Below are 21,407 nucleotides of genomic sequence, written 5' to 3'. Positions count from 1 at the left end.
CAATGTCTGAAACGAGCGAATTCGACGTCCTGAAGACGGCGGAAGCCTGGGCTGCGGAGGGGCGGCGCGTGGCGCTCGCCACCGTGGTCGAGACATGGGGCTCGGCGCCGCGGCCGACCGGCAGCCATCTGGTGATCGACTCCGACGGCAATTTCGAAGGATCGGTGTCCGGCGGCTGCGTCGAGGGGGCGGTGGTCGCCGAGGCGACCGATATCATCGAGGCGGGCGAGCCGCGCATGCTGGAGTTCGGCGTTGCCGACGAGACGGCCTGGCAGGTGGGCCTCTCCTGCGGCGGGCGCATCCGGGTCTATGTCGAGCGAGTGAACTGATGGACCGCGCGCTGCTCGCAGAGCTCAACGAGGAACGCGCAGCCCGCCGCGCCGCCGTCGTGGTCACCGACCTCGCGAGCGGCCGGCAGCGGCTGGTGCGCGAGGCGGAACTCGCCGGCGATCCGCTCGGCGAGGCGATTGGCCGCGCCATCCGCGCCGGCAAGTCTGGCATCGTCGAGACCGAAGCTGGCGAGATGTTCATGAACGCACATCTGCCGCCGGCCCGGCTCGTGGTGATCGGCGCCGTGCACATCAGCCAGGCATTGGCGCCGATGGCGAAGCTTGCCGGCTACGACGTCGAGATCATCGATCCGCGCACGGCCTTTGCCACCGCCGACCGTTTCCCGGGCGTGCCGCTGCATGCCGAATGGCCGCAGGACGTGCTGGCCGGCCGGCCGCTCGATCCCTACACGGCGGTCTGCGCGATCACCCACGACCCCAAGATCGACGACTATCCGCTGATCGAGGCGCTGAAGGTCGGCTGCTTCTATGTCGGTGCCCTCGGCAGCCGGAAGACCCATGCGCGTCGGGTCGAGCGCCTGACTGAAGCGGGGCTTTCGCCGCAGGCGATCGAGCGGATCGAGGCGCCGATCGGCGCCGATATCGGCGCCTCGGCGCCGGGCGAGATCGCCGTCGCCATCCTCGCCTCGGTGATCGCCGGCTTCCGCAAGCGCAAGATGTTCGCCGAGCGCCGCGGCGAGACGGCAGCGGCATGATCTTCGGCCGCGTCCCCGTCGACGAGGCCGAAGGCGCGATCCTGGCGCATTCGCGCAGCCTGCCGGACCGTCGGCTGAAGAAGGGCGCCAGGCTTGCGGCGGAGGATCTGGCGGCATTGCGTTCGGCCGGCGTGACGGAGATCGTCGCCGCGCGGCTCGATCCCGGCGATCTCGCCGAGGACGCAGCGGCCGCAGCGATCGGCGAGGCGCTCCGCGCGGCTTGTATCCGCGTGGCGGAGGCGGCGACCGGGCGGTGCAACCTGTATGCCGAGACGGCGGGGCTGTTCCTGCCCGATCGCGGCGTCGTCGACGCGCTGAACGCCATCGACCCGGGGATCACGCTGGCGACGCTGGACGAATACGAGCCGGTAGAAGCTGGCCGGATGGTTGCGACCGTGAAGATCATTCCGCTCGCCGTGGCTGGCGCCGCAGTCGAAGCGGCGCTGGCGCTGCTGCGGGAGGCACCGGCCTTCCGGCTCGCGCCCTGGCGGCCCCGGCGCGTGGCGCTGATCCAAACCGAGCTTCCCGGGGTGAAGCCGAGCGTGCTCGACAAGACCCGAAGGGCGACCGAGGCCCGGCTTGCCCCGTCTGGCAGCCACATCGTCAGTGAACAGCGCTGCCGGCACGACACCGAGGCGCTCGGGGCGCTGCTGGCAGAGCCGGGCGACGCCGATCTGACGCTGGTCTTCGGCGCCTCGGCGGTGATCGACCGGGGCGACGTGATCCCGGCGGCGATCGAGGCGGCCGGCGGCACGGTGGAGCATCTCGGCATGCCGGTCGATCCGGGCAATCTGCTGCTGCTCGGCCGGCTTGGCGGGCAGCCGGTGCTCGGCGCGCCGGGCTGCGCCCGCAGTCCGAAGGAGAACGGCTTCGACTGGGTGCTGCAGCGCATCCTGGCGGACGTGCCGGTCACCGCGGCCGATATCCGCCGCATGGGCGTCGGCGGGCTGTTGATGGAGATTGCCTCGCGGCCGCAGCCACGCGAGGCGGACACCGCCGCGGCGGAGCCGGTCGTCGACATCATCGTGCTCGCCGCGGGGCGTTCCAGCCGCATGGGCGGCCCGAACAAGCTGCTGGCGACCTTCGGCGGCGTCCCGCTGATCCGGCGGTCGGTGGAGACGGCGCTCGCCGCGCGCAACGCCGGAATGGTCCGGGTGGTGGTGGGGCACATGCACGAGGCGATCGAGGCGGCGCTCGCGGGACTGCCGGTCGAGATCGTCGCCAACCCGGACTTCGAGGCCGGGCTCTCGACCTCGCTGAAGGCCGGCTTCGCCGCGTCGACCGCGGCGGATGGCGTGCTGGTCATGCTCGCCGACCAGCCGCTGCTGGGCGCCGCCGATCTCGATCGCCTGATCGCCGCGTTCACCGGCGAGGGCAAAGGCGCCATCGTCGCCGCCACCGACCGCGGCCGGCGCCGCAACCCGGTGATTCTGTCCACCGGCTTTGCCGACGCCATCGCCGGGCTGGCGGGCGACGTGGGCGCCGCTCCGGTCATTGCTTCGCATCCCGAGGCGCTGACGGAAATCGAGATCGGCGCGGCGGCCGGCACCGACGTCGACACGCCGGCAGCGCTGGCGGCAGCCGGCGGGACCTTTACGCCTGCCTTCGCAAAGTGAATCCGAAGACGGACCCAAGCAGCTGCTTCCGAAAGCAAAGCCCGGTCAGTCGGCGAGGCGTTTGTTCCATGTCTGGCCGACGAGGTCGCAGCCGAAACTGTGGTGCGGCTCCTCGCCGACGAGGCGGAATCCGGCCGCCTCATAGAGCCGGCGCGCCGCGACAAGCACGGAATTCGTCCACAGCGTGATGTCGCGATAGCCGGCATCAGCGGCAAAGCCGACCGCCCGTCCCACCAGTTCGGCACCAAGACCCTGGCCGCGAGCGCTGGGCTCGACATAGAGCAGGCGGAGCTTTGCCACGCTTTCCGACTGGCTGACGACGAAGACAGAACCGACGATCGCGCCATCCTGTTCGGCAATCCAGCAGCGTTCGCGATCCGCCTCGAAACGGGTGACGAAGTCCGACACGATACCCGCCACCAGCGCCTCGTAGGTCCAGTCGAAGCCATATTCGCTGGCGTAGAGAACGGCCTGGCGATGCGTGACCCACGCCAGGTCGCCGACGGCAGGCGGACGCAGGACCGGCGGCGTCCGCCGGGCGGTGAGGAGGCGACGAAGCTCCCGCATCGCCGCGACCAGCCGCTGGCGGTCCGCCGGCGGCAACGGCGCCAGCCAGGCCGCCACGGCGTCGGCGGCGGCCGCATCGAGCCGGGCAAAGACTTCAGAGCCTTGCTGCGTCAGTCGGAGAACGGCACGCCGCTGGTCACGATCGGAAGGAGCCCGTGTGACGATGCCTTGCGCTTCCAGGCCTGTTAGCATGCGGCTGAGAAGCCCCTGGTCCATGCCGAGGAAGCGGGCGACATCGACCGCCGCCGGGCTCTCCCGCGTGGCGATCTCGTAGATGAGGCGGGCCTGGCTGAGCGAGAACGGCGTGCTGAGCAACCCCTCGTCCAGCAGCCCGATTTGACGGGTGTAGAAGCGGTTGAAGTCGCGGACGTCCGCGATGTCTTCAGACAACGGCATGAGAGGCACTCCGGGCTAGAAGCGTGATCCTCGGTAAGAAACTTGACATAGTCAAGCAACCGGCATTGCCGATGCAGCGCGCTGTGTCGCACTTGCAGGCGTTGCGCAAGAACGCATCTGCCAAGCCGCAACGGAGGACTGCATGGCGAGATATCTGATCGTGGGCGGCCAGGGCGGGGTCGGTGAGGCAATGGCGCGACGACTGGCTGGGGCGGGACATGAGCTCGTACTGACCGGACGATCGGCCGAAGGTGTCGAGCCGCTCGCCGCCGAACTCGGCGCGGAAGCGCTCGCGCTGGACGTCCTCGACGACGCCGGCATCCAGCGCCTCTCGGCTGTTGCGGCCGAGCCGCTCAACGGCCTCGTCTATGCGGCCGGCACGATCACGCTGAAGCCGTTCGACCGGCTCGTCGAGGACGACTTCCTCAATGTTTTCAGGGTCAACGCGCTGGGCGCGGCGAAAGTGATTCAGGTCCTGCTGCCGGGGCTGAAGGCCGCGCCCGAGGGGGCGAGCGTCCTGCTCTTCTCGACAATTGCCGTCGACCAGGGCTTTGCCGCGCACGCCTCGATCGCGATGGCGAAGGGCGCGGTCGTCGGCCTGGTCAGGTCGCTGGCGGCGGAGTTCGCGCCGCAGATCCGGGTCAACGCCATCGCGCCGTCGCTGCTCGACACGCCGCTCGGCCGCACCGTCGCCGGATCGCCGCGCATGGCGGAGGCGGTGGCGAACCTTCACCCGATTCCGCGGCTCGGCACCACCGGCGACATCGCCGCCATGGGCGAGCTGCTGCTGACGGAGGCGGGGTCGTGGATCACCGGGCAGGTGATCGGCATAGACGGCGGCCGTTCGCGGCTGCGCACGCCGCGCGGCTGAGCGTTTCGCCGCACCGCTGCCGGCTTGCCAGACGGCGGCCGCTTAAGCCATTGTTAACCGCTTACGCCGCAGCCTTTGCCTGCCGGCCTCCTGTCCGGCTGGCGCTGCGATGGGGTGCGCCGATGACGAAGAGAACTGCCGACCCGCAATTCGTCCGCATGCTCGGCGGCTACGGCCTGACGAGCGCCGAGGTGCTCTACCGGATGCCGGATCATCCGAGCTTCCTGCAGAGCTTCTTCTGGCAGTTCGAGGACCTCGCACCCGACTACCCCAGGCTGAAGCGGTTTCTCGATCACTGGGAACGGGAGGTCGAGGCGGCGATCCATTCGGTAAGGGTAATGCATGCGGGCCTGATCAAGCCGCGCGAGGTGCGGCTGGTCAAGGATGGCGGGCTGCTCCACTGATCGACGGGCTCAGCCTGTTGCGTCTTCGGCGGCGGCCTTGAGCGGATTGAATTCGAAGGTCGCACGGATGACCCCGTGGTCGTTCGAGCCGAGATCGCGGTGTGCGTCGAAGTTCAGGTGGTCGTTCTGGACAACGAGATCCTTGAAGCTCCAGATGCGCCGCCGGCTGTTGTCGTAGAATTCCTGGCTGACGAGGATCTGGTCCAGCGATTCCCGCTCGTTCTGGAAGACGTGGGTGTAGTAGACGTCGCGGGTGCTGCGATATTGCTGCAGGGTCTGGGCGGTGTAGAGGTCGGTGTCGCCACCCCCCGTCTGGAAGCCCATCAGGTAGCGCGGCTGACCGGTGAGGATGTTCAGCGTGTTGCTGAGCAGCCCGTCATTGACGTCGCCGAGGACGACGACCGGATCGTTCGTGCCTTTCATGAGCCTGGTGAGGATCATGCGCAATGCCGTTGCCTCGGCCGTGCGCCTGATGGTCGAAAGGCCGGCGCCGATCGCCTCGGCATAGGGTGCATGCACCGGCTTGTCGTACCATGGCTCGCGGAAGACCTGGGTCGGCGCCTTCGACTTGAAATGGCAGACGAAGACGTGGATTTCGGGGGATGTCGCAACCGGCTTGATCCGGAAGTGCAGGACCGGCCGCGAGAAGCGGCTGACCGAGACGGCGATCTCGCTCGTCTGCTCGTCATCGCCCCCGCTCTTCAGGATGAAATCGTCGGGAAAACGCTCGATCCATTCGGGGTCGCCGATGAGGATCTCGCTCTTCACCGCGCCGGCACAGACGATGCGCGAGCCATCATGTCCGGGCGGAACCAGCGCCGTGTAGGCCCGCTCCATCCCCGCTCCGCTCAACACGTCGACGAGAGCATCGCCGTGCCACAGCTCCTGGAAGCCGTACACGTCGGACCGCAGGGTTTTCAGCTGGCGCGCCGTATAGTCGATCTTGGCGTCGTACTCTTCCAGCGTCCAGGGCTTGCTCGACTTGTAGAGCGGCAGTCCGGGCCGGTTGAGATTGAGGAGGTTGAATGTCGTGAAGCTTAACCGCGCCCGGGCCATGTTGGTTCCCGTGTAACAAACGACGATTTGCTTACGATATACGTAGCATCACCCTGCGGCAAGCGGCAGTTCGTCTTATTTCTTTAGGGCGGAGCGGGACTGCGCTCAGAGCAGCCGGAGGCCCTTCAGGCTGGCGTGACCGGCCTTGCCGATGATGATGTGGTCGTGGACCTCGATGCCGAGCGGCCGGGCCACATCGGCGATCGTCCGGGTCATCTCGATATCGGCGCGGGAGGGGGTGGGATCGCCCGAGGGGTGGTTGTGGACCAGGATGATCGCCGTCGCGGAGAGTTCGAGCGCCCGGCGGACGACCTCGCGGGGATACACCGGCGTGTGGTCGACGGTGCCGGTGCCCTGCACCTCGTCGGCTATCAGGGCGTTCTTCTTGTCCAGAAACAGGATGCGGAACTGCTCACGGCTCTCGTGCGCCATGGCCGCCGTGCAATAATCGAGTACCGCCGCCCACGACGACAGCACCTCGCGCCGCCGGACCGCCGACCGCATCGCCCGCTGGTTGATCGCGGCGACGATGGAAAGATCGAGCGCCACCGCGTCCTTCACCCCGGCGATTTCGGTCAGCCGGCGGCGGGGCGCGTTGAGCACCTCGGCCAACGAGCCGAACCGGGCGATCAGCGCCTTGGCGATCGGCTTGACGTCGCGGCGCGGGATCGTCCGGAACAGGATCAGCTCGAGCAGCTCGTAGTCGGCGAGGGCGTCTGCGCCCGCGGCGGCGAAACGTTCGCGAAGCCTGTCGCGGTGGCCGTCGTGATGAGCGGCAGGTTGATCCTGTGCCGGACGGCCACCGGCTTCCGAGAGACCGGACTGTTCGGTTTCTTCCTCGGAGCCGGCGGGCGACATGGCTTCTAGTCGGCCGATCCGGCCGAACCGTCGACTGCGAGACCCGGCGTGTCCAGACCGCCAGGCGACAGGGTGAAGACCTCGCAGCCCGTCTCGGTGACGCCGACCGTGTGCTCGTACTGAGCCGAGAGCGAGCGGTCCCGGGTGACCGCCGTCCAGCCGTCACTGAGAATCTTCACGTGCGCCCGGCCGATATTGATCATCGGCTCGATGGTGAAGATCATGCCGGGGCGCATCTCCGGCCCTTCGCCACGCCGGCCGTAATGCAGGACGTTCGGCGCATCGTGAAACAGGCGCCCGACGCCGTGGCCGCAGAAATCCCGCACGACGGAGCAGCGCTCGGCCTCGGCGAAGGTCTGGATCGCCTCGCCGATGTCGCCGATATGGCCGCCCGGGCGGACCTGTTCGATGCCGAGAAGCAGCGAGCGATAGGTGACGTCGCAGAGCCGCTCCGCCGCCCGCTTGATCCGCCCCACGGGATACATGCGCGAGGAGTCGCCATGCCAGCCATCGACGATGAAGGTGACGTCGATATTGACGATGTCACCTTCCTTGAGCGGCTTGTCGTTCGGAATGCCGTGGCAGACGACGTGGTTGATCGAGGTGCAGACGCTCTTTGTGTAGCCGCGGTAATTCAGCGTCGCCGGCACCGCGTCGTTGGCGATGGCGAAATCGTAGACGAACCGATCGATCGCTTCGGTCGGCAGGCCTGGCTCGACGATAGCGGCCAGTTCATCCAGGCATCTTGCCGTCAGCTGGCAGGCGCGGCGCATGCCCGCGAAGGCCGCCTCGTCGTAGAGCCGGATGGCGCCCGTGTTGCGCGTCGGATTGGCTTCGGCTGCGAGATAGGTGGTCATGGGCGGGGCCGGTCGACGATCAGGATGGTTGGCGAGGCGTTCAAGCTGATGTCGCATCGAACCGCACTGGCTTCAACCCCTGTGGCGTGGGCGGCAGCGGGTTCCGGCTCAGGCCATGACCTTCACGTAGGATCCCGGCGCGTCCTCGATGGGCTTCAGCTTGCGCCCGCCCGGCTTGCGCGCCTTGACCTTGGCGCCCGATTGCGGCGCCAGCCATTCCTGCCAATGCGGCCACCAGGAGCCCCCCGTCTCGCGCGCGGCGAGCAGCCAATCCTCGTAGCTGCGGCCGATGTCCGGCGAAGGGCCGGTCCAGAACTGATACTTGTGCTTGGCCGGCGGGTTGACGACGCCGGCGATGTGGCCGGAGCCGGTGAGGACGAAGGTGACCTGCGATCCAAAGGCGAGGCTGCCGGTGTAGACGCTCCGTGCCGGTGCGATGTGATCGTCCTTGGTGGCGAGGTTGTAGATCGGGAGATCCACCGTCGACAGGTCGAGCCGGCGGCCGCCGATCTCCATATGGCCTCGCGCCAGCTTGTTCTCCAGATAGCAGTTGCGCAGATAGAAGAGATGGTTGGCCTTCGGCATGCGCGTGGAATCAGCGTTCCAGTAGAGCAGGTCGAAGGGCAGGGGCTCCTTGCCCTTCAGGTAATTGTTGACGAAATACGGCCAGATCAGATCCCCCGACCGCAACATGTTGAACGCCGTCGCCATCTGCGAGCCGTCGAGATAGCCCTTGGCGTCCATCGACCGCTCGATCAGCTTCAGCTGCGCCTCGTCGACGAAGACCTTCAGGTCGCCGGCATGGGTGAAGTCGATCTGTGTGGTCAGGAAGGTGGCGGAGCGGATGCGCTCGTCGCCGCCGGCCTTCAGATAGGCCAGCGAGGCACCGAGCAGCGTGCCGCCGACGCAGTAGCCGACGGCGTTGACCTCGCGCTGGGCCGTCGCCGCCTCGATCGTGTCGAGGGCGAAGACGATGCCTTCCTCGATATAGGCCTGCCAGTCCTTGCCCGCCTGCTTCTCGGACGGATTGACCCAGGAGACGACGAAGACCGTGTGGCCCTGCGAGACCAGCCAGCGGATCAGCGACTTTTCGGGGTTCAGGTCGAGAATGTAGAACTTGTTGATCCAGGGCGGCACGATGAGCAGCGGCCGCTTGAACACCGTCTCGGTCTGCGGCGCGTACTGGATGATCTGGCAGACGTCGTTCTGTGCGACGACCTTGCCGGGAGTGACCGCCATGTCGCGGCCGACCTTGAATGACGAATAGTCCGCCTGACGCAGCTTCAGCGTGCCGTGGCCCGCAGCCATGTCCTCGGCGAACATCTTCATGCCCCGAACGAGGTTCTCGCCGTTGCAGGCGACGGTCTCGCGAAACAGTTCCGGGTTGGTGACGACGAAGTTGGACGGCGAGATCGCGTTGGATATCTGCCGGACGTAGAAGGCCGCCTTCTGGCGGGTGTGGGGATCCAGCCCCTCGGTCTTGTCGACGAGGTCATCGGCCCATCTGGCGGTGAGCAGGTAGGCCTGCTTGACGAAATCGAAGAACGGATGGTTCTGCCACTCCGCATCGGCGAAGCGCTTGTCGCCTGTGGCCGAAGCGATCGGCGGCAGGTCGGCTTCGCCCGCCAGCCGACGGATCGAGTTGTTCCACACCGCCATGTAGCCGGCGAAGAGCGTCGTCTGAGCCTCGATGGCGCGGGCCGGGTCCGTCAGCCAGTACTCCGAGACCTTTGATAGCGTCGTGACGAGTTCGCTCATCGGCAGTGGGCCGCTGTCGACGACCTCGCCCTTTTCACGCGGCTCGACCCAGGCGGCCGCTGCCTTGCCGATCTGTTCGAGCATCCGCGCCATGTTGCGTGCGAAAGCCTCCGGGTCCCGAACGACGTAATCCTCGCCGATCGAACCGGGGCCCTTGCCGTCGTGCGGCTGTTTCGCCGTCATCGTTCTGCCTCCCGTCGTGCCCGTGCCCGGCCATGTCGGCCGCGGCCGCTGCGAGCCGAAAACGCCGATCGACTCGTCGGACCTGTCATCCGGAGCAATCGCGCCGTGTCGCTTTGTAAACGGTCACTCTCTAGGATATGAGACAAAGCGCTGTTTCAAGAAGGCCCTTCTGGCAATGATACCGCTTTCCCTGCTGCGAACCCTTGCCGTCTGCTGCGCTATCGTGCCGGCCGCCGGTTGCCAGTCGTTCTTCGGGGACGACGAGGACACGTCGGTTGGCGCGATGCGTCTTGCTGCGGCGCCTGCCGTGCCGTCTGCGCAGCGTCGGGACGAGGACGGCTTTCCGTTGCTCGGCGCGGTGCCGAGGGCCGCGGCGCCGCAACTGACGGATGCCGAGGCGCAGGCCGGCCAGGCGCAGCTCGGTGCCATGGCCCAGCAGCGCGCTGCGACTCCGCCGTCCAGCGGCCCCGCGCAGGTCGCACGGCTCCAGGCGCTGCGCCAGCAGCAGGCGGCCGAGGTCGACGCGGCGCTGGCACGGCGCCCGGAGGCGCAACAGCCCGCTGCGTCACGCCCCCAGAGTCCGGAGGACGTGCTGCGCCAAATCGAGGCCGGAGAGTAGACGCGAGACGTCGTTTGCGCCATTCCCGCGAACCAGCCGGGAGACGAGCACCATGGAAGAATTTCATAAAGTCCGCAGACTGCCGCCTTACGTGTTCGAGGAGGTCAACCGCCTGAAGGCGGCGGCCCGCGCCGGCGGCGCCGACATCATCGATCTCGGCATGGGCAACCCCGACCTGCCGACGCCGAAATTCATCGTCGACAAGCTCTGCGAAGTGATCCGCGACCCGCGGTCGCACCGCTATTCGGCGTCGAAGGGCATTGCCGGTCTTCGCAAGGCGCAGGCCGCCTACTACCAGCGGCGGTTCGGGGTGAAGCTCGACCCGGCGACGCAGGTCGTGGCGACGCTGGGCTCCAAGGAGGGCTTCGCCAACATGGCGCAGGCGATCACCGCGCCGGGCGACGTGGTGCTCTGCCCGAACCCGACCTATCCGATCCACGCCTTCGGCTTCCTGATGGCCGGCGGAACGATCCGCGCCATTCCCGCCAGGCCGGATGCCGAGTTCATGGTCGCGATCGACCGCGCCGTCCGCTATTCGATCCCCAAGCCGATCGCGATCATCCTCAACTATCCGGCCAATCCCACCGCCTTCGAGGCCGACCTCGACTTCTATCGCGAGGTCGTCGCCTTCGCGCGCAAGCACTCGATCGCCATCCTTTCCGACCTCGCCTATGCCGAGATCTTCTTCGACGGCTCGCCGCCGCCCTCGATCCTCGAGGTCGACGGGGCGATGGACGTCGCGGTCGAGTTCACCTCGATGTCGAAGACCTTCTCGATGCCGGGCTGGCGGATGGGGTTCGCCGTCGGCAACGAGCGGCTTCTGGCGGCGCTGGCTCGGGTGAAGTCGTATCTGGACTACGGCGCCTTCACGCCGATCCAGGTCGCGGCGACCGCCGCCCTCAACGCCGGCGACGAGGTGATCGAGGAAGTGCGGACCGTCTACCGCCGCCGCCGCGACGTTCTGGTGGACTCCTTCGGGCGTGCCGGCTGGCAGATTCCGGCGCCATCCTCGACCATGTTCGCCTGGGCACCGCTGCCGCCCGCCTATCGCGGCATGGGCTCGCTGGAATTCTCCAAGCTGTTGATCGAGAAGGCGGATGTCGCCGTGGCGCCGGGCATCGGCTTCGGTGAGCACGGCGACGATCATGTCCGCATCGCGCTGGTCGAGAACGAGCACCGGATCCGGCAGGCGGCTCGCAACATCCGCCGCTTCCTTGCCACCGGCGAGGAAGCCGGGCAGAAGGTCGTTTCCTTAGCCGGGCAGCCCTGACCGGGAACCCGGCCGCGACCCCGAGAACGATCAGGTACCCATGAACAGTCCCTTGCGGCTCGGCCTCGCCGGGCTCGGAACCGTCGGTGCGAGTCTTGCACGGCTGATTGAGGCCAAGTCGGAGACGCTGGCGAACCGCGTCGGACGGCCGATCGAGGTCGCCGCGGTGTCGGCGCGCGACCGGACGAAGGACCGGGGCATCGATACGACGGGCCTCGCCTGGTTCGACGATCCTGTCGCGCTGGCCTCCGAAGCCGAGATCGACGTGTTCGTCGAGCTCATCGGTGGCGCCGAGGGGCCGGCGCACGATGCGGTCAAGGCCGCGCTCGGCCGCGGTATTCCTGTGGTGACCGCCAACAAGGCGCTGCTTGCCCATCACGGCGTGGCGCTCGCACGGCTTGCCGCGCGCAAGGGCACCGAAATCCTGTTCGAGGCGGCGGTCGCGGGTGGTATCCCGATCATCAAGACGATGCGGGAAGGTCTTTCCGGCAACAGCGTCAGCCGCGTCTACGGCATCCTCAACGGCACCTGCAACTACATGCTCACCCGCATGGAGGCCGAGGGAATCGCGTTCGACGACTGCCTGGCGGACGCCCAGCGGCTCGGCTATGCCGAAGCCGACCCGACCTTCGACATCGGCGGATTCGACGCCGCGCACAAGCTGGCGATCCTGACGTCGCTCGCCTTCGGCTGCGAGATCGACCTCGACAGCGTGTTCATCGAGGGCATCTCCGCGGTCACCAACGACGACATAGCGGCCGCCGCCGAGCTCGGCTACCGGATCAAGCTGCTGGCAGTCGCCCAGCGCACCGAGACCGGCATCGAGCAGCGCGTGCACCCGACGATGATCCCGTCGAGCTCGGCGATGGCGCAGGTGAACGGCGTGACCAATGCGGTGGCCGTCGACACCGACCTTCTCGGCTCGATCCTGCTCGCCGGTCCCGGCGCCGGCGGCGAGGCGACCGCCTCCGCCGTCCTGTCCGACATCATGGACGTTGCCGGCGGAGTGCTGCCGCCCACGCTCGGCCTGCCGCCGGCCAAGCTCGCGCCCTACAAGCGGGCCCGCATGCGCGCCCATGAAGGCGGCTACTATATTCGCCTGTCGGTCTACGACCGGGTGGGCGCCTTTGCCTCGATCGCGCGGCGCATGGCCGAGAACCAGATCTCGCTGGAATCGATCGTGCAGCGCAAGCAGGCAGGCTCGGGCGATCCGTCGACCGCACCAGTCGTTCTCGTGACCCACGAGACCACGGAAGCGGCGGTTCGCAAGGCGTTGGAGGCGGTGTCGAAGGACGGGCACCTGAAGGGCGAGCCGAAAATGATCCGCATCGAGGCGCTCAGCTAAGAGCCGCAGGCAGCCTCGGGATCGGCGCGGCTGCAGGTCGCGGGCGCCGTCGGACCTGTCGACGTGAAGCGCCATGCTTCAATGACATTGCGCTTTCACACGGCCGGGACATATCAGGCGCAGGCCGAAGCCGGAGCGAAATCCGGACGCCAGGAGGAGACGGGGACATGACCGAGGGCAATACAGGCGGCGAGATGCTGGACCGGGTCCTGACTCTCGAGATCGCCCGGGTCACCGAGAAGGCCGCCGTCGCGGCGGCACGGCTACGCGGCCGCGGCGACGAGAAGGCGGCAGACCAGGCCGCAGTCGACGCTATGCGCTCGGAGCTCAACCAGCTGGCCATCGACGGCACCATCGTGATCGGCGAGGGCGAGCGTGACGAGGCGCCGATGCTGTACATCGGCGAATCGGTCGGAACGAAGGTCGGGCCGAAGGTCGACATCGCCCTGGACCCGCTCGAGGGCACAACGGTCTGCGCCAAGAACCTGCCGAATTCGCTCGCCGTCATCGCCATGGCGGTGCGAGGCAGCCTGCTCAACGCGCCCGACGTCTACATGGAGAAGATCGCGGTTGGCCCGGGCTACCCGGACGGGATCGTGAACCTTGCTCTGTCGCCAGAGGAAAACCTCGCGGCGCTGGCCAAGGCGAAGGGCGTCAAGATCACCGAGATCACCGCCTGCATCCTCGATCGTCCGCGCCACGCGCAACTGATCGAGACGGTACGCGCCGCGGGTGCGGCGATCCGCCTGATCGGCGACGGTGACGTTGCCGGGGTGATCCACACGACGGATTCGGAAGAGACCGGCATCGACATCTACATGGGCATCGGCGGCGCGCCGGAAGGCGTGCTGGCCGCGGCGGCATTGCGCTGCACCGGCGGCCAGATGCAGGGCCGGCTGCAGCTCAACACCAACGAGAAGCGCGCCAGGGCGGAAAAGATGGGGATCAGCGATCCCTACCGGATCTATACCGCCGAGGAGATGGCTTCGGGCGACGTGATCTTCGCCGCCACCGGGGTCACCGACGGCAATCTGCTCGACGGCGTGCGCTTCTACCGCGACCGCGTCACCACCCACACGCTGGTGATGCGCTCGCGCTCCCGCACCATCCGCGAGATGCGGGCGCAGCACTACGACCGGACGAAGTTCGCGATCTGAACGCTCTTGCACCTGTCGCCCCTCGTCGCCAGAACGGGGGCAATGGCTGAGACCCACCGCACCTTTCTCGGCGTCGATTCGTCCCTTGGCGGCCGGCGCTGGCTGAACGCCCTCGACACCCGCGCTGAGGGGGCGGCGCTGCGCATCGCGCAGATCCACGGCCTGCCGGACATCGTCAGCCGGGTGCTCGCCGGGCGCGGCATCGACGACAGCCAAGCGCTGGCGTTCCTCGAGCCGCGGCTGCGCGACCTGATGCCGGACCCTGCGACGCTGACCGACATGGATGCCGCGGCCGCGCGTCTTGCCGATGCCATCGACGCGAACGAGACCGTGGCGATCTTCGGCGACTACGATGTCGACGGCGCCGCATCGGCGTCGATCCTCTGGCGGTACCTAAACCATTTCGGCGTCAGGGCGACGATCCGCATTCCCGACCGGATCACCGAAGGCTACGGGCCGAACCCCGAGGCGATGCGCGAACTCGCCGCCGACGGCGCGACGCTGATCGTCACCGTCGACTGCGGCACCGGCAGCTTCGAATCGATCGAGGCGGCACGAGAATTGGGCGTCGACGTCGTCGTGCTCGACCATCACCAGACCGGTCCGGAGCTGCCGGCGGCGAGGGCGGTGGTCAACCCCAACCGGCAGGACGACCTTTCCGGCCTCGGCCATCTCTGCGCTGCCGGCGTCGTGTTCATGAGCCTCGTCGCCCTCTCGCGGGAGCTGCGGCGGCGGGGCCGGCCGGCGGCATCGCTGCCGGACATCTTCGCCATGCTTGATCTCGTCGCGCTGGCGACGGTCTGCGACGTGGTGCCGCTGGTCGGGCTCAACCGCGCATTCGTCGTGCAGGGCCTCCGGGTGATGCACGGCCAGCGCAATGTCGGGCTCGCGGCGCTGGCACGGGTGGCGCGGCTGTCCGGGCCGGTCGAGTGCCACCACCTCGGCTTCCTCATCGGGCCGCGGATCAATGCCGGCGGACGAATCGGCGACGCCTGGCTCGGCAGCCGGCTGCTGTGCCTCGACGAGGCATCGGAGGCGGACGAGCTGGCGGCACGCCTGCACGGGCTCAACGAGGAGCGCCAGGCGATGGAGCAGGCGATGCTCCAGGAGGCCGAGGCCGAGGTTGCGGCGGAGATCGGCACCGGCGAGGGACCGGCCGTGCTGGTGGCGGCATCGGCCGGTTGGCACCCCGGCATCGTCGGCCTGCTGGCGGCGCGGCTGAAGGAGCGCCATCGCCGGCCCGCCTTCGCCATCGCCTTCGACGCGTCGGGGCGCGGGACGGGTTCAGGCCGGTCGATCCCGGGCTTCGATCTCGGCCGGCTGGTGCGCGAGGCGGTGGCGGCGGGCATCCTGGTCAAGGGCGGCGGCCATGCCATGGCGGCCGGCGTGACGATACAAAAGGAACGGCTTGGCGATCTGCGCGCCTTCCTCGAGGCGGGCGCTGCCGCTTCGGTCGGCGCACTGCGCGAGGGGGACACGCTGAAGCTCGATGGCTCGGTCAGCGCTGCCGGCCTGACGCCGGCGCTCTATGCGACCATCGCGCGTGCCGGACCGTTCGGGGCCGGTCATGGCGAACCGGTCTTCGCGCTGCCGCGGCACCGCATCGGGTCTTCCTCAATCGTCGGCAAGGGTCATGTCCGCGCGACGCTTTCCGGCGCCGACGGCAGCAGCGTCTCGGCCATCGCCTTCAAGGCTGCTGAAACCGCCGTTGGCCGCCGGCTGCTGGAAGCCCGCGACCGGCCGGTGCATGCGGCAGGGACGCTATCGCTCGACCGGTTCCGCGGCCGCGAGGAAGTGCGCTTCCGGATTCTCGACCTCGCCGAAGCCTTCGACTGAGCCGGGTCGGCGGGTACCGGCCACGACGGTGCCCGATTGTTCGGGCGGGACGCTTCCGGCGGCATTCTCGTCGCGCCGCTGCAGGGCGATCGCCTCGATGCGCTTCTTGAGCGCCGGGTGCAGTGCCAGGAACCGCTGGAAGTCCGCAGCGGAGAGCCGCAGCAGCGCGCAGTAGGCGATGGCGCTCACGTCGGCCTGTCGGCGTTGATCGAAGAGCAGCGCCATCTCGCCGAAGATGTCGCCGCGTCCGAGCCGCACCAGGCTGGCACCGGTGTCGATCTCGACCGCACCGGAAGAGATGAAATACGCCGCGTCGCCGATTTCCCCGCGCCTGATGATCCGCATGCCGGGTTCGGCGAAGAAGGGCCGCATCAGTGGCGCGAGATCCTGCCGTTCGCGCGCCGAGAGCTCGGCGAAAAGGTCGCTGCGCTCGATCAGCGTCGCGGTGTCGAGCCCCAGATCGAGGGTCGGGCGGCGGAACCGGGCGTTGCCGCGGGCGGTACGACCGGCCAGCACGTCGCGTTCGACCTCGCTGCTGATGACGCCGGAGCGACGGAGCCGCTCGATCTCAACCAGTTCGACTGCCTGTGCCGCCCTTACCACGAAGCCGCGTTCCAGCTCGGTGACATAGGCCGGGTATTGCAGCCGGACGGCCGCGATCTCGCGTTCGAGCAGCCCCAGCCGCTCTGCAAGCACTTCGGAGGCCTCGGCGATCGTTGCTGACCCGAGCACCGGCTGCAGTTCGCGCTCGGCGACGTGCGAAAGCGAGCCGACGACGAGGGAGGCCTCGATCAGCATTTCGAAACGGATTGCAAGCCGCCGCGACAAGGGCCGGCTGTAGCCGAAGCGACGCTGCAGGGCGAAGGCGATCCGGTCGACGGGGGCGAAGTCGATCTCGGCGGCGTTGGCGGAGCGGTAGCCGTCCATGCCCCCGCTTCTCGCCAGATCGAGCCGGCGCCGGGCATCGGCCGCCAACCTCCGAGCGATCGGCGGCGCCACGGTGCCGTCGGCAAAATGCTCGAGGATCATTTCGCGCTCATGCGCCGTCAGTGCCACCAGCGCGATCGCCGTCCGCGCCGTCTGCGGCAGTTCCCCTGCCGTCGATCCGGGGGGTGGAATGCCGGCCGTGTCGCTCGGCCGCGCCGGGATCAGTTGATCGGCGGGCGCATGGCCGAAGCGATCGGCCATGTCGTCGGCGAATCGCCGGACCCGCTCGCCGGCGACATCGAGCGCCAGATCGCGGACAGAGCGGTCGATGTCGTTCAACCGGTCGAGGCCAAGCCGCTGGATGAGCGGCCGCAGCGTCGTGCCCTGGACGAGGAGGGTCATCAGCGTGAAGCCGGTTGCGAGCGTCACCACGAAGGTCGCGATCGGGCGCGGGATGGCAGGGTTCTCCAGGACCGCCAGCGCCAGAGCGAGGGTCATCGAGCCGCGCAGGCCGCCCCACAGGACGACCACCCGGTACGGAATCGAAATCGGCGAAGACAGGCCGAACCGTGTCAGCAGCGGCAGCATGCCAAAGAGTACCAGCGCACGGGTCAGGAGCGCGGCGGCGAAGACGACCAGCAGCAGCACGAAGTCGAAGGGCCGCAGATCCGACAGGAGCCGCGGCAGGAGCAGCGACGTCAGCACGAAGATCAGGATCGACGACCAAGAGGCGAGCTGCTGCCAGGTGTCCGACAGATGCCGCCATAGCACTCCCGTCACCCGTCCCGGGGCCAGGGACGCGAGGGCGACGCCGGCGGTGGCGACGGCAACGACGCCGGAAACGCCGACCACCCGCTCGGCTACCCAGAAGGACAGATAGGGAAGTGCGAGGCTGAGCGACGCCGTGGTGACCCGGTCCTCGCCGATCAGCTTCAGCAGCTGGATGAACAGCCAGGCCGCGCCGAGGCCGAGCAGCACGCCGCCGATCGGCAGGAGGACGAGATCCTTGATCGCCCCGGTCAGTCCGACCGAGCCAGGGGCGATGATTGCCGCCGAGAAGATCAGCGCGAGCGAGATCGCGGCCGCGTCGTTGAACAGGCTTTCGCCCTCGACGAGCCGCGTCAGCCGCTCCGGCGCACCGACATCGCGGAAGATCGCGATCACCGCGACCGGGTCTGTCGTGGCGACCAGCGAGGCGAGCAGCAGGCACGCCAGAAGCGACATGCCGGCAATCGGCCAGAGGAACAGCGCGACGCCGAAGGTCGCTACCACGACCGCCACGAGGGCCAGCAGGAGGATCGGCAGAAGATCCTCGCGCACACGGTGCAGGTCGACCTCGAGCGCACTCTGGAAGATCAGGGTCGGCAGGAAGACGTAGAGAAACAGGCTGGAGCCGATCGGCAGGTCGACGATGGCCGTGGCCAGTTCGACTGGCAGCAGCCCACCTGGGTTCTGCAGGGAATAGTGACAGGCAAAGCCGAGGGCTGCGCCACCCGCCGCCCAAAGGATCGAGACCGGCAGGCGCAGACGGGTCGCCAGCGGCCGTGCGAGGGCACCGAGGGCTACCAGCGATGCGATCAGAACGACAACGCTGGATACATTCATCGGGTCGGCCGACTTCCCTCACGCGACAACGCTCGTGTCGAACCGGCGAGCGCCGCCCGTCGCACTGCGACATTCTGGTACAGGACGGGCGGTTTCTCAAGCTGGGTGTCGATGCCGCGCGCCGCGGTTAAGGAAGCGGTTACCAGCCGCCGGGATAGTGCGCCTCCCGGTTCACAAAGGAGAAACCATGGACGACACGGCAGGAATCGCAGGCGGCCAGGTGCGCGCCTTCGTCGAGCGCGTCGAGCATATCGAGGCGGAAATCCAGGAGCTGAACGAGGGCAAGAAGGAAATCTTCGCCGAAGCCAAGGGTGAAGGCTTCGACGTCAAGATCCTCAAGGAAATCATCAAGCTGCGCAAGTTGGACAAGGAAGAGCGCGAAGAGCACGAGACACTGCTCGACGTCTATCTGCGGGCCATGGAACAGGCGCCCGCCGCCGCCAACGCCGCCTGATCCTCGACGTCGGGGCGGGCTCGAAGTCCGCCCCGCGATTCGGTCAGCCGAACGCCTTGAACGCGACCAGCGTGAACGTGTCGGCCACGCCGTCGACCGTCTGCAGGCGCTCGGTGACGAAGTGCCCGATATCCTGGTCGTCCTCCAGGTAGAACTTGGCGATCAGGTCGTAATTCCCCGACGTCGAATAGACCTCGGAAATCTCCGGAACGTCCTGCACGAGCTCGTCGGCGACGCCATAGGCCTTGCCGGGGCGGCACTTGAACTGGACGAAGATGGTCTTCATGGGTGTTCGCTCCGGCCGCCTGCGCGGTGCCTGGTGTCGGTTGTCATCTGCGCGACCGTCTCAGTCGGCGCGGGCGCCCGTCAAGGCCGCGACGAGATCGCTCCCTGGATCGAGCAGTTCGTCCACGACATCGAAATGATGCCGACCCGGCGCCTCGACGGCGCGAACCCGCGCGCCGAGCCCGTGCCAGGCATTGGCGAGAAGCGCGTTCTGGCGGCGGAACTCGGGCAGTTCGGCGCCGCCTGCCAGACATAGCAATCGGACGCCCTCCCGCGGATCGAGCAATGCCGGACTTTCCGAGCGTGCCGTCGCGAGATCAAGGCCGAGCACGTCATTCATCTCGGTGCGCAGCAGCGGGCGGAGATCATGCACGCCGCTGATCGAGACGACGCTGTCGATCCGCTCGGCGGTCGCCAGCGCGATCGGCGCATCGGCGCAAAGCATCCGCGAGACCAGATGGCCGCCGGCGGAATGCCCCGATAGGCGGATCGGGCCGGCGATCTCGCCGGCTACCGTGTCGAGGAAGGCACCGATCTCGCGCGTGATGGCCGGGATCGTCGTATCCGGGCACAGCGTGTATTCCGGCAGCGCTACGGCAAAGCCGCGGGAGAGGGCGCCGTCGGCGAAATGCGACCAGGCGGCGATTGCCTGGCCCTTCCAGTAGCCGCCATGGACGAAGACGACGAGCCCCGCCGGCGGGCCTTCCGGCAGGAACAGGTCGTAATGCTGGCGCGGGCGGTCACCATAAGGGATCGCCAACCGGGCCTTGCCGGCCATGCGCTCGCGGAACGCGGCGGCGTCGGCGAGCCAGCGTGGACCGTAGGCGGCAGAGTCGAGGATCGCCGCGCCGTTGGCATAGGCGGCGTCGAAATCGCCGATCGGCTCGCCGCCGGTCCAGATCGTCTCGTGCTGCATGGCCGGCTCACCTACGCGTATCGGCTCGATCAGAAGAACGCCTGGAGGCCCGTCTGCGCCTTGCCGAGGATCAGCGCGTGGACGTCGTGGGTGCCCTCGTAGGTGTTGACGGTCTCGAGGTTCTGGGCGTGCCGCATGACGTGATACTCGCCCATGATGCCGTTGCCGCCGTGCATGTCGCGGGCGACCCGCGCTATGTCGAGCGCCTTGCCGCAATTGTTGCGCTTGACGAGGCTGATCATCTCCGGGGCCATCTTGCCCTCGTCGAACAGCCGCCCGACCCTGAGGCTCGCCTGCAGGCCGAGGGCGATCTCGGTCTGCATGTCGGCGAGCTTCTTCTGGACGAGCTGCGTCGCCGCCAGCGGACGGCCGAACTGGGTGCGCTCCAGCGTGTAGGAAAGGGCGCGCTTCCAGCTGTCCTCGGCCGCACCCATGACGCCCCAGGATATGCCGTAGCGGGCGCGGTTGAGGCAGCCGAACGGACCCTTGAGGCCGCTGACATTCGGCAGCAGCGCTTCCTCGGGCACCTCGACGCCGTCCATGACGATCTCGCCGGTGACGGAGGTGCGCAGCGAGAGCTTGCCCTCGATCTTTGGTGCGGTGAGCCCCTTCATGCCCTTGTCGAGGATGAAGCCGCGAATGGCATTGTCATGGGCGGCCGATTTCGCCCAGACGACGAAGACGTCGGCGATCGGCGAGTTCGAGATCCACATCTTGGCGCCCGAGAGGCGATAGCCGCCGTCGATCTTCTCGGCCCGCGTCTTCATGCCGGAAGGGTCGGAGCCGGCATCCGGCTCGGTCAGGCCGAAACAGCCGACCCATTCGCCGCTGGCGAGCTTGGGCAGGTATTTGCGGCGCTGGTTCTCGTCGCCATAGGCGTGGATCGGATACATCACTAGCGAGGACTGGACGCTCATCATCGAGCGGTAGCCGGAATCCACCGCCTCGACGGCGCGGGCGACGAGGCCGTAGGAAACGTAGGAGGCGCCGGCGCAGCCGTAATCCTCCGGCAGCGTCAGGCCGAGCAGGCCGAGCGCGCCCATCTCCTCGAAGATCGGCCGGTCGGTCGTCTCGTTCTGATAGGCCGCCACCACACGCGGGCGCAGCGACTCCTCGGCAAATGACTGGGCGGTCTCGTAGATCAGCCGCTCGTCCTCGGTCAGCTGGTCGGTGAGGCGGAACGGGTCGGACCAGTCGAAGGCGGCCATCGAGGAGCTCGTGGCGGGCGTTGCGGCGGGGGCGGTCGACATGGCGTTTTCCTTCCTGCTGTGCTTCTGGCGGGCAAGGCAAGGGCTGCAGGCAGCCAGCCGCTCCGCGCGGATCCCGCCAGCCATAGTCCCCCTCTCGCCACGACGAAATAGCAAACACTGCCGCAGGCGCGA

20 protein-coding genes are annotated in these 21,407 nt (G+C 68.0%); 11 read left to right on the top strand and 9 right to left on the bottom strand.

Annotation, left to right across the window (positions count from 1 at the left end; translation table 11 throughout):
* The first annotated feature begins 2 nt into the window (after positions 1-2).
* Genes GGR03_RS04145 through GGR03_RS04135 form a run of 3 tightly spaced genes read left to right on the top strand, consistent with a single transcriptional unit; the run spans position 3 to position 2,661 of the window.
* A complete protein-coding gene (locus tag GGR03_RS04145; RefSeq protein ID WP_183206263.1) occupies positions 3-329 on the top strand; it encodes an XdhC family protein in 327 nt (108 codons plus the stop codon).
* On the top strand, positions 329-1,045 hold the full coding sequence (locus GGR03_RS04140; RefSeq protein WP_183206262.1) for an XdhC family protein: 717 nt from the start codon (positions 329-331) through the stop codon (positions 1,043-1,045). Before GGR03_RS04145 ends, GGR03_RS04140 begins: the two co-directional genes overlap by 1 nt.
* Positions 1,042-2,661: an NTP transferase domain-containing protein gene (locus GGR03_RS04135; RefSeq protein WP_183206261.1), complete on the top strand. Its 1,620-nt coding sequence runs from the start codon at positions 1,042-1,044 to the stop codon at positions 2,659-2,661. The genes GGR03_RS04140 and GGR03_RS04135 overlap by 4 nt, the downstream gene beginning before the upstream one ends.
* Positions 2,662-2,706: 45 nt before the next feature.
* Here the strand turns inward: GGR03_RS04135 and GGR03_RS04130 are convergent, their stop codons facing one another.
* Positions 2,707-3,624 (bottom strand): bifunctional helix-turn-helix transcriptional regulator/GNAT family N-acetyltransferase, encoded by a 918-nt coding sequence (locus GGR03_RS04130; RefSeq protein ID WP_183206260.1) that lies wholly within the window; start codon positions 3,622-3,624, stop codon positions 2,707-2,709.
* Between the two features lie 142 nt (positions 3,625-3,766).
* Here GGR03_RS04130 and GGR03_RS04125 point away from each other — a divergent pair, with 142 nt between their 5' ends.
* Both GGR03_RS04125 and GGR03_RS04120 read left to right on the top strand, forming a co-directional pair.
* A complete protein-coding gene (locus GGR03_RS04125) occupies positions 3,767-4,495 on the top strand; it encodes an SDR family NAD(P)-dependent oxidoreductase (RefSeq protein WP_183206259.1) in 729 nt (242 codons plus the stop codon).
* Positions 4,496-4,617: 122 nt separating this feature from the next.
* Complete coding sequence (locus GGR03_RS04120) at positions 4,618-4,899, top strand: usg protein (protein WP_183206258.1); 282 nt, start codon at positions 4,618-4,620, stop codon at positions 4,897-4,899.
* Positions 4,900-4,908: 9 nt separating this feature from the next.
* On the opposite strand, the gene GGR03_RS04115 is transcribed toward GGR03_RS04120, so the two are convergent.
* The 4 genes from GGR03_RS04115 to phaC all read right to left on the bottom strand — a co-directional run bounded on the left by GGR03_RS04115 (position 4,909) and on the right by phaC (position 9,611).
* Entirely contained in the window at positions 4,909-5,955 is a 1,047-nt protein-coding gene (locus tag GGR03_RS04115; protein ID WP_183206257.1) for an endonuclease/exonuclease/phosphatase family protein, read from the bottom strand.
* Positions 5,956-6,060: 105 nt separating this feature from the next.
* Complete coding sequence (gene radC, locus GGR03_RS04110) at positions 6,061-6,813, bottom strand: RadC family protein (protein WP_183206256.1); 753 nt, start codon at positions 6,811-6,813, stop codon at positions 6,061-6,063.
* Positions 6,814-6,818: 5 nt separating this feature from the next.
* A complete protein-coding gene (gene map, locus GGR03_RS04105; RefSeq protein WP_183206255.1) occupies positions 6,819-7,670 on the bottom strand; it encodes a type I methionyl aminopeptidase in 852 nt (283 codons plus the stop codon).
* 108 nt (positions 7,671-7,778) lie between these two features.
* Complete coding sequence (gene phaC, locus GGR03_RS04100; protein ID WP_183206254.1) at positions 7,779-9,611, bottom strand: class I poly(R)-hydroxyalkanoic acid synthase; 1,833 nt, start codon at positions 9,609-9,611, stop codon at positions 7,779-7,781.
* A gap of 175 nt (positions 9,612-9,786) precedes the next feature.
* Between phaC and GGR03_RS04095 the strand changes: the two genes are divergently transcribed.
* The 5 genes from GGR03_RS04095 to recJ all read left to right on the top strand — a co-directional run bounded on the left by GGR03_RS04095 (position 9,787) and on the right by recJ (position 15,838).
* Positions 9,787-10,230: a hypothetical protein gene (locus GGR03_RS04095; protein WP_183206253.1), complete on the top strand. Its 444-nt coding sequence runs from the start codon at positions 9,787-9,789 to the stop codon at positions 10,228-10,230.
* A gap of 52 nt (positions 10,231-10,282) precedes the next feature.
* Positions 10,283-11,500 carry an LL-diaminopimelate aminotransferase gene (locus GGR03_RS04090; RefSeq protein ID WP_183206252.1) on the top strand — a complete coding sequence of 406 codons (1,218 nt, stop codon included), beginning with the start codon at positions 10,283-10,285 and terminating at the stop codon, positions 11,498-11,500.
* 40 nt (positions 11,501-11,540) lie between these two features.
* Positions 11,541-12,845, top strand: coding sequence for a homoserine dehydrogenase (locus tag GGR03_RS04085; RefSeq protein WP_183206251.1), 1,305 nt, complete (start codon positions 11,541-11,543; stop codon positions 12,843-12,845).
* Between the two features lie 167 nt (positions 12,846-13,012).
* Positions 13,013-14,002: a class II fructose-bisphosphatase gene (gene glpX / locus GGR03_RS04080; protein WP_183206250.1), complete on the top strand. Its 990-nt coding sequence runs from the start codon at positions 13,013-13,015 to the stop codon at positions 14,000-14,002.
* 42 nt (positions 14,003-14,044) lie between these two features.
* Positions 14,045-15,838, top strand: a complete 1,794-nt coding sequence (recJ, locus tag GGR03_RS04075) for a single-stranded-DNA-specific exonuclease RecJ (RefSeq protein ID WP_183206249.1) — start codon at positions 14,045-14,047, stop codon at positions 15,836-15,838.
* Here the strand turns inward: recJ and GGR03_RS04070 are convergent.
* Positions 15,764-18,370 carry a cation:proton antiporter gene (locus tag GGR03_RS04070; RefSeq protein ID WP_183206248.1) on the bottom strand — a complete coding sequence of 869 codons (2,607 nt, stop codon included), beginning with the start codon at positions 18,368-18,370 and terminating at the stop codon, positions 15,764-15,766. The genes recJ and GGR03_RS04070 overlap by 75 nt on opposite strands.
* Before the next feature lie 187 nt (positions 18,371-18,557).
* Here GGR03_RS04070 and GGR03_RS04065 point away from each other — a divergent pair, with 187 nt between their 5' ends.
* Entirely contained in the window at positions 18,558-18,824 is a 267-nt protein-coding gene (locus tag GGR03_RS04065; RefSeq protein WP_183206247.1) for a DUF2312 domain-containing protein, read from the top strand.
* A 43-nt stretch (positions 18,825-18,867) separates the two neighbouring features.
* Here GGR03_RS04065 and GGR03_RS04060 read toward each other — a convergent pair whose 3' ends face one another.
* The 3 genes from GGR03_RS04060 to GGR03_RS04050 are packed head-to-tail and all read right to left on the bottom strand — an operon-like array spanning position 18,868 to position 21,275.
* The gene (locus GGR03_RS04060; protein ID WP_183206246.1) at positions 18,868-19,110 is read right to left on the bottom strand and encodes an Lrp/AsnC family transcriptional regulator; all 243 of its coding nucleotides are present in this window, start codon (positions 19,108-19,110) and stop codon (positions 18,868-18,870) included.
* Between the two features lie 60 nt (positions 19,111-19,170).
* Positions 19,171-20,025: an alpha/beta hydrolase gene (locus GGR03_RS04055; protein WP_183206245.1), complete on the bottom strand. Its 855-nt coding sequence runs from the start codon at positions 20,023-20,025 to the stop codon at positions 19,171-19,173.
* A gap of 29 nt (positions 20,026-20,054) precedes the next feature.
* Complete coding sequence (locus GGR03_RS04050; protein ID WP_183206244.1) at positions 20,055-21,275, bottom strand: acyl-CoA dehydrogenase; 1,221 nt, start codon at positions 21,273-21,275, stop codon at positions 20,055-20,057.
* Positions 21,276-21,407: the final 132 nt, after the last annotated feature.

This window comes from Aurantimonas endophytica, assembly GCF_014196845.1.
GTDB lineage: Bacteria > Pseudomonadota > Alphaproteobacteria > Rhizobiales > Rhizobiaceae > Aurantimonas > Aurantimonas endophytica.
This window is presented reverse-complemented; position numbering and strand designations above follow the sequence as displayed.

Coding starts and splice junctions, on each gene's coding strand:
- GGR03_RS04145 (WP_183206263.1), top strand. CDS start 3: ATGTCTGAAACGAGCGAATTCGACGTCCTGAAGACGGCGGAAGCCTGG.
- GGR03_RS04140 (WP_183206262.1), top strand. CDS start 329: ATGGACCGCGCGCTGCTCGCAGAGCTCAACGAGGAACGCGCAGCCCGC.
- GGR03_RS04135 (WP_183206261.1), top strand. CDS start 1,042: ATGATCTTCGGCCGCGTCCCCGTCGACGAGGCCGAAGGCGCGATCCTG.
- GGR03_RS04130 (WP_183206260.1), bottom strand. CDS start 3,624: ATGCCGTTGTCTGAAGACATCGCGGACGTCCGCGACTTCAACCGCTTC.
- GGR03_RS04125 (WP_183206259.1), top strand. CDS start 3,767: ATGGCGAGATATCTGATCGTGGGCGGCCAGGGCGGGGTCGGTGAGGCA.
- GGR03_RS04120 (WP_183206258.1), top strand. CDS start 4,618: ATGACGAAGAGAACTGCCGACCCGCAATTCGTCCGCATGCTCGGCGGC.
- GGR03_RS04115 (WP_183206257.1), bottom strand. CDS start 5,955: ATGGCCCGGGCGCGGTTAAGCTTCACGACATTCAACCTCCTCAATCTC.
- radC (WP_183206256.1), bottom strand. CDS start 6,813: ATGTCGCCCGCCGGCTCCGAGGAAGAAACCGAACAGTCCGGTCTCTCG.
- map (WP_183206255.1), bottom strand. CDS start 7,670: ATGACCACCTATCTCGCAGCCGAAGCCAATCCGACGCGCAACACGGGC.
- phaC (WP_183206254.1), bottom strand. CDS start 9,611: ATGACGGCGAAACAGCCGCACGACGGCAAGGGCCCCGGTTCGATCGGC.
- GGR03_RS04095 (WP_183206253.1), top strand. CDS start 9,787: ATGATACCGCTTTCCCTGCTGCGAACCCTTGCCGTCTGCTGCGCTATC.
- GGR03_RS04090 (WP_183206252.1), top strand. CDS start 10,283: ATGGAAGAATTTCATAAAGTCCGCAGACTGCCGCCTTACGTGTTCGAG.
- GGR03_RS04085 (WP_183206251.1), top strand. CDS start 11,541: ATGAACAGTCCCTTGCGGCTCGGCCTCGCCGGGCTCGGAACCGTCGGT.
- glpX (WP_183206250.1), top strand. CDS start 13,013: ATGACCGAGGGCAATACAGGCGGCGAGATGCTGGACCGGGTCCTGACT.
- recJ (WP_183206249.1), top strand. CDS start 14,045: ATGGCTGAGACCCACCGCACCTTTCTCGGCGTCGATTCGTCCCTTGGC.
- GGR03_RS04070 (WP_183206248.1), bottom strand. CDS start 18,370: ATGAATGTATCCAGCGTTGTCGTTCTGATCGCATCGCTGGTAGCCCTC.
- GGR03_RS04065 (WP_183206247.1), top strand. CDS start 18,558: ATGGACGACACGGCAGGAATCGCAGGCGGCCAGGTGCGCGCCTTCGTC.
- GGR03_RS04060 (WP_183206246.1), bottom strand. CDS start 19,110: ATGAAGACCATCTTCGTCCAGTTCAAGTGCCGCCCCGGCAAGGCCTAT.
- GGR03_RS04055 (WP_183206245.1), bottom strand. CDS start 20,025: ATGCAGCACGAGACGATCTGGACCGGCGGCGAGCCGATCGGCGATTTC.
- GGR03_RS04050 (WP_183206244.1), bottom strand. CDS start 21,275: ATGTCGACCGCCCCCGCCGCAACGCCCGCCACGAGCTCCTCGATGGCC.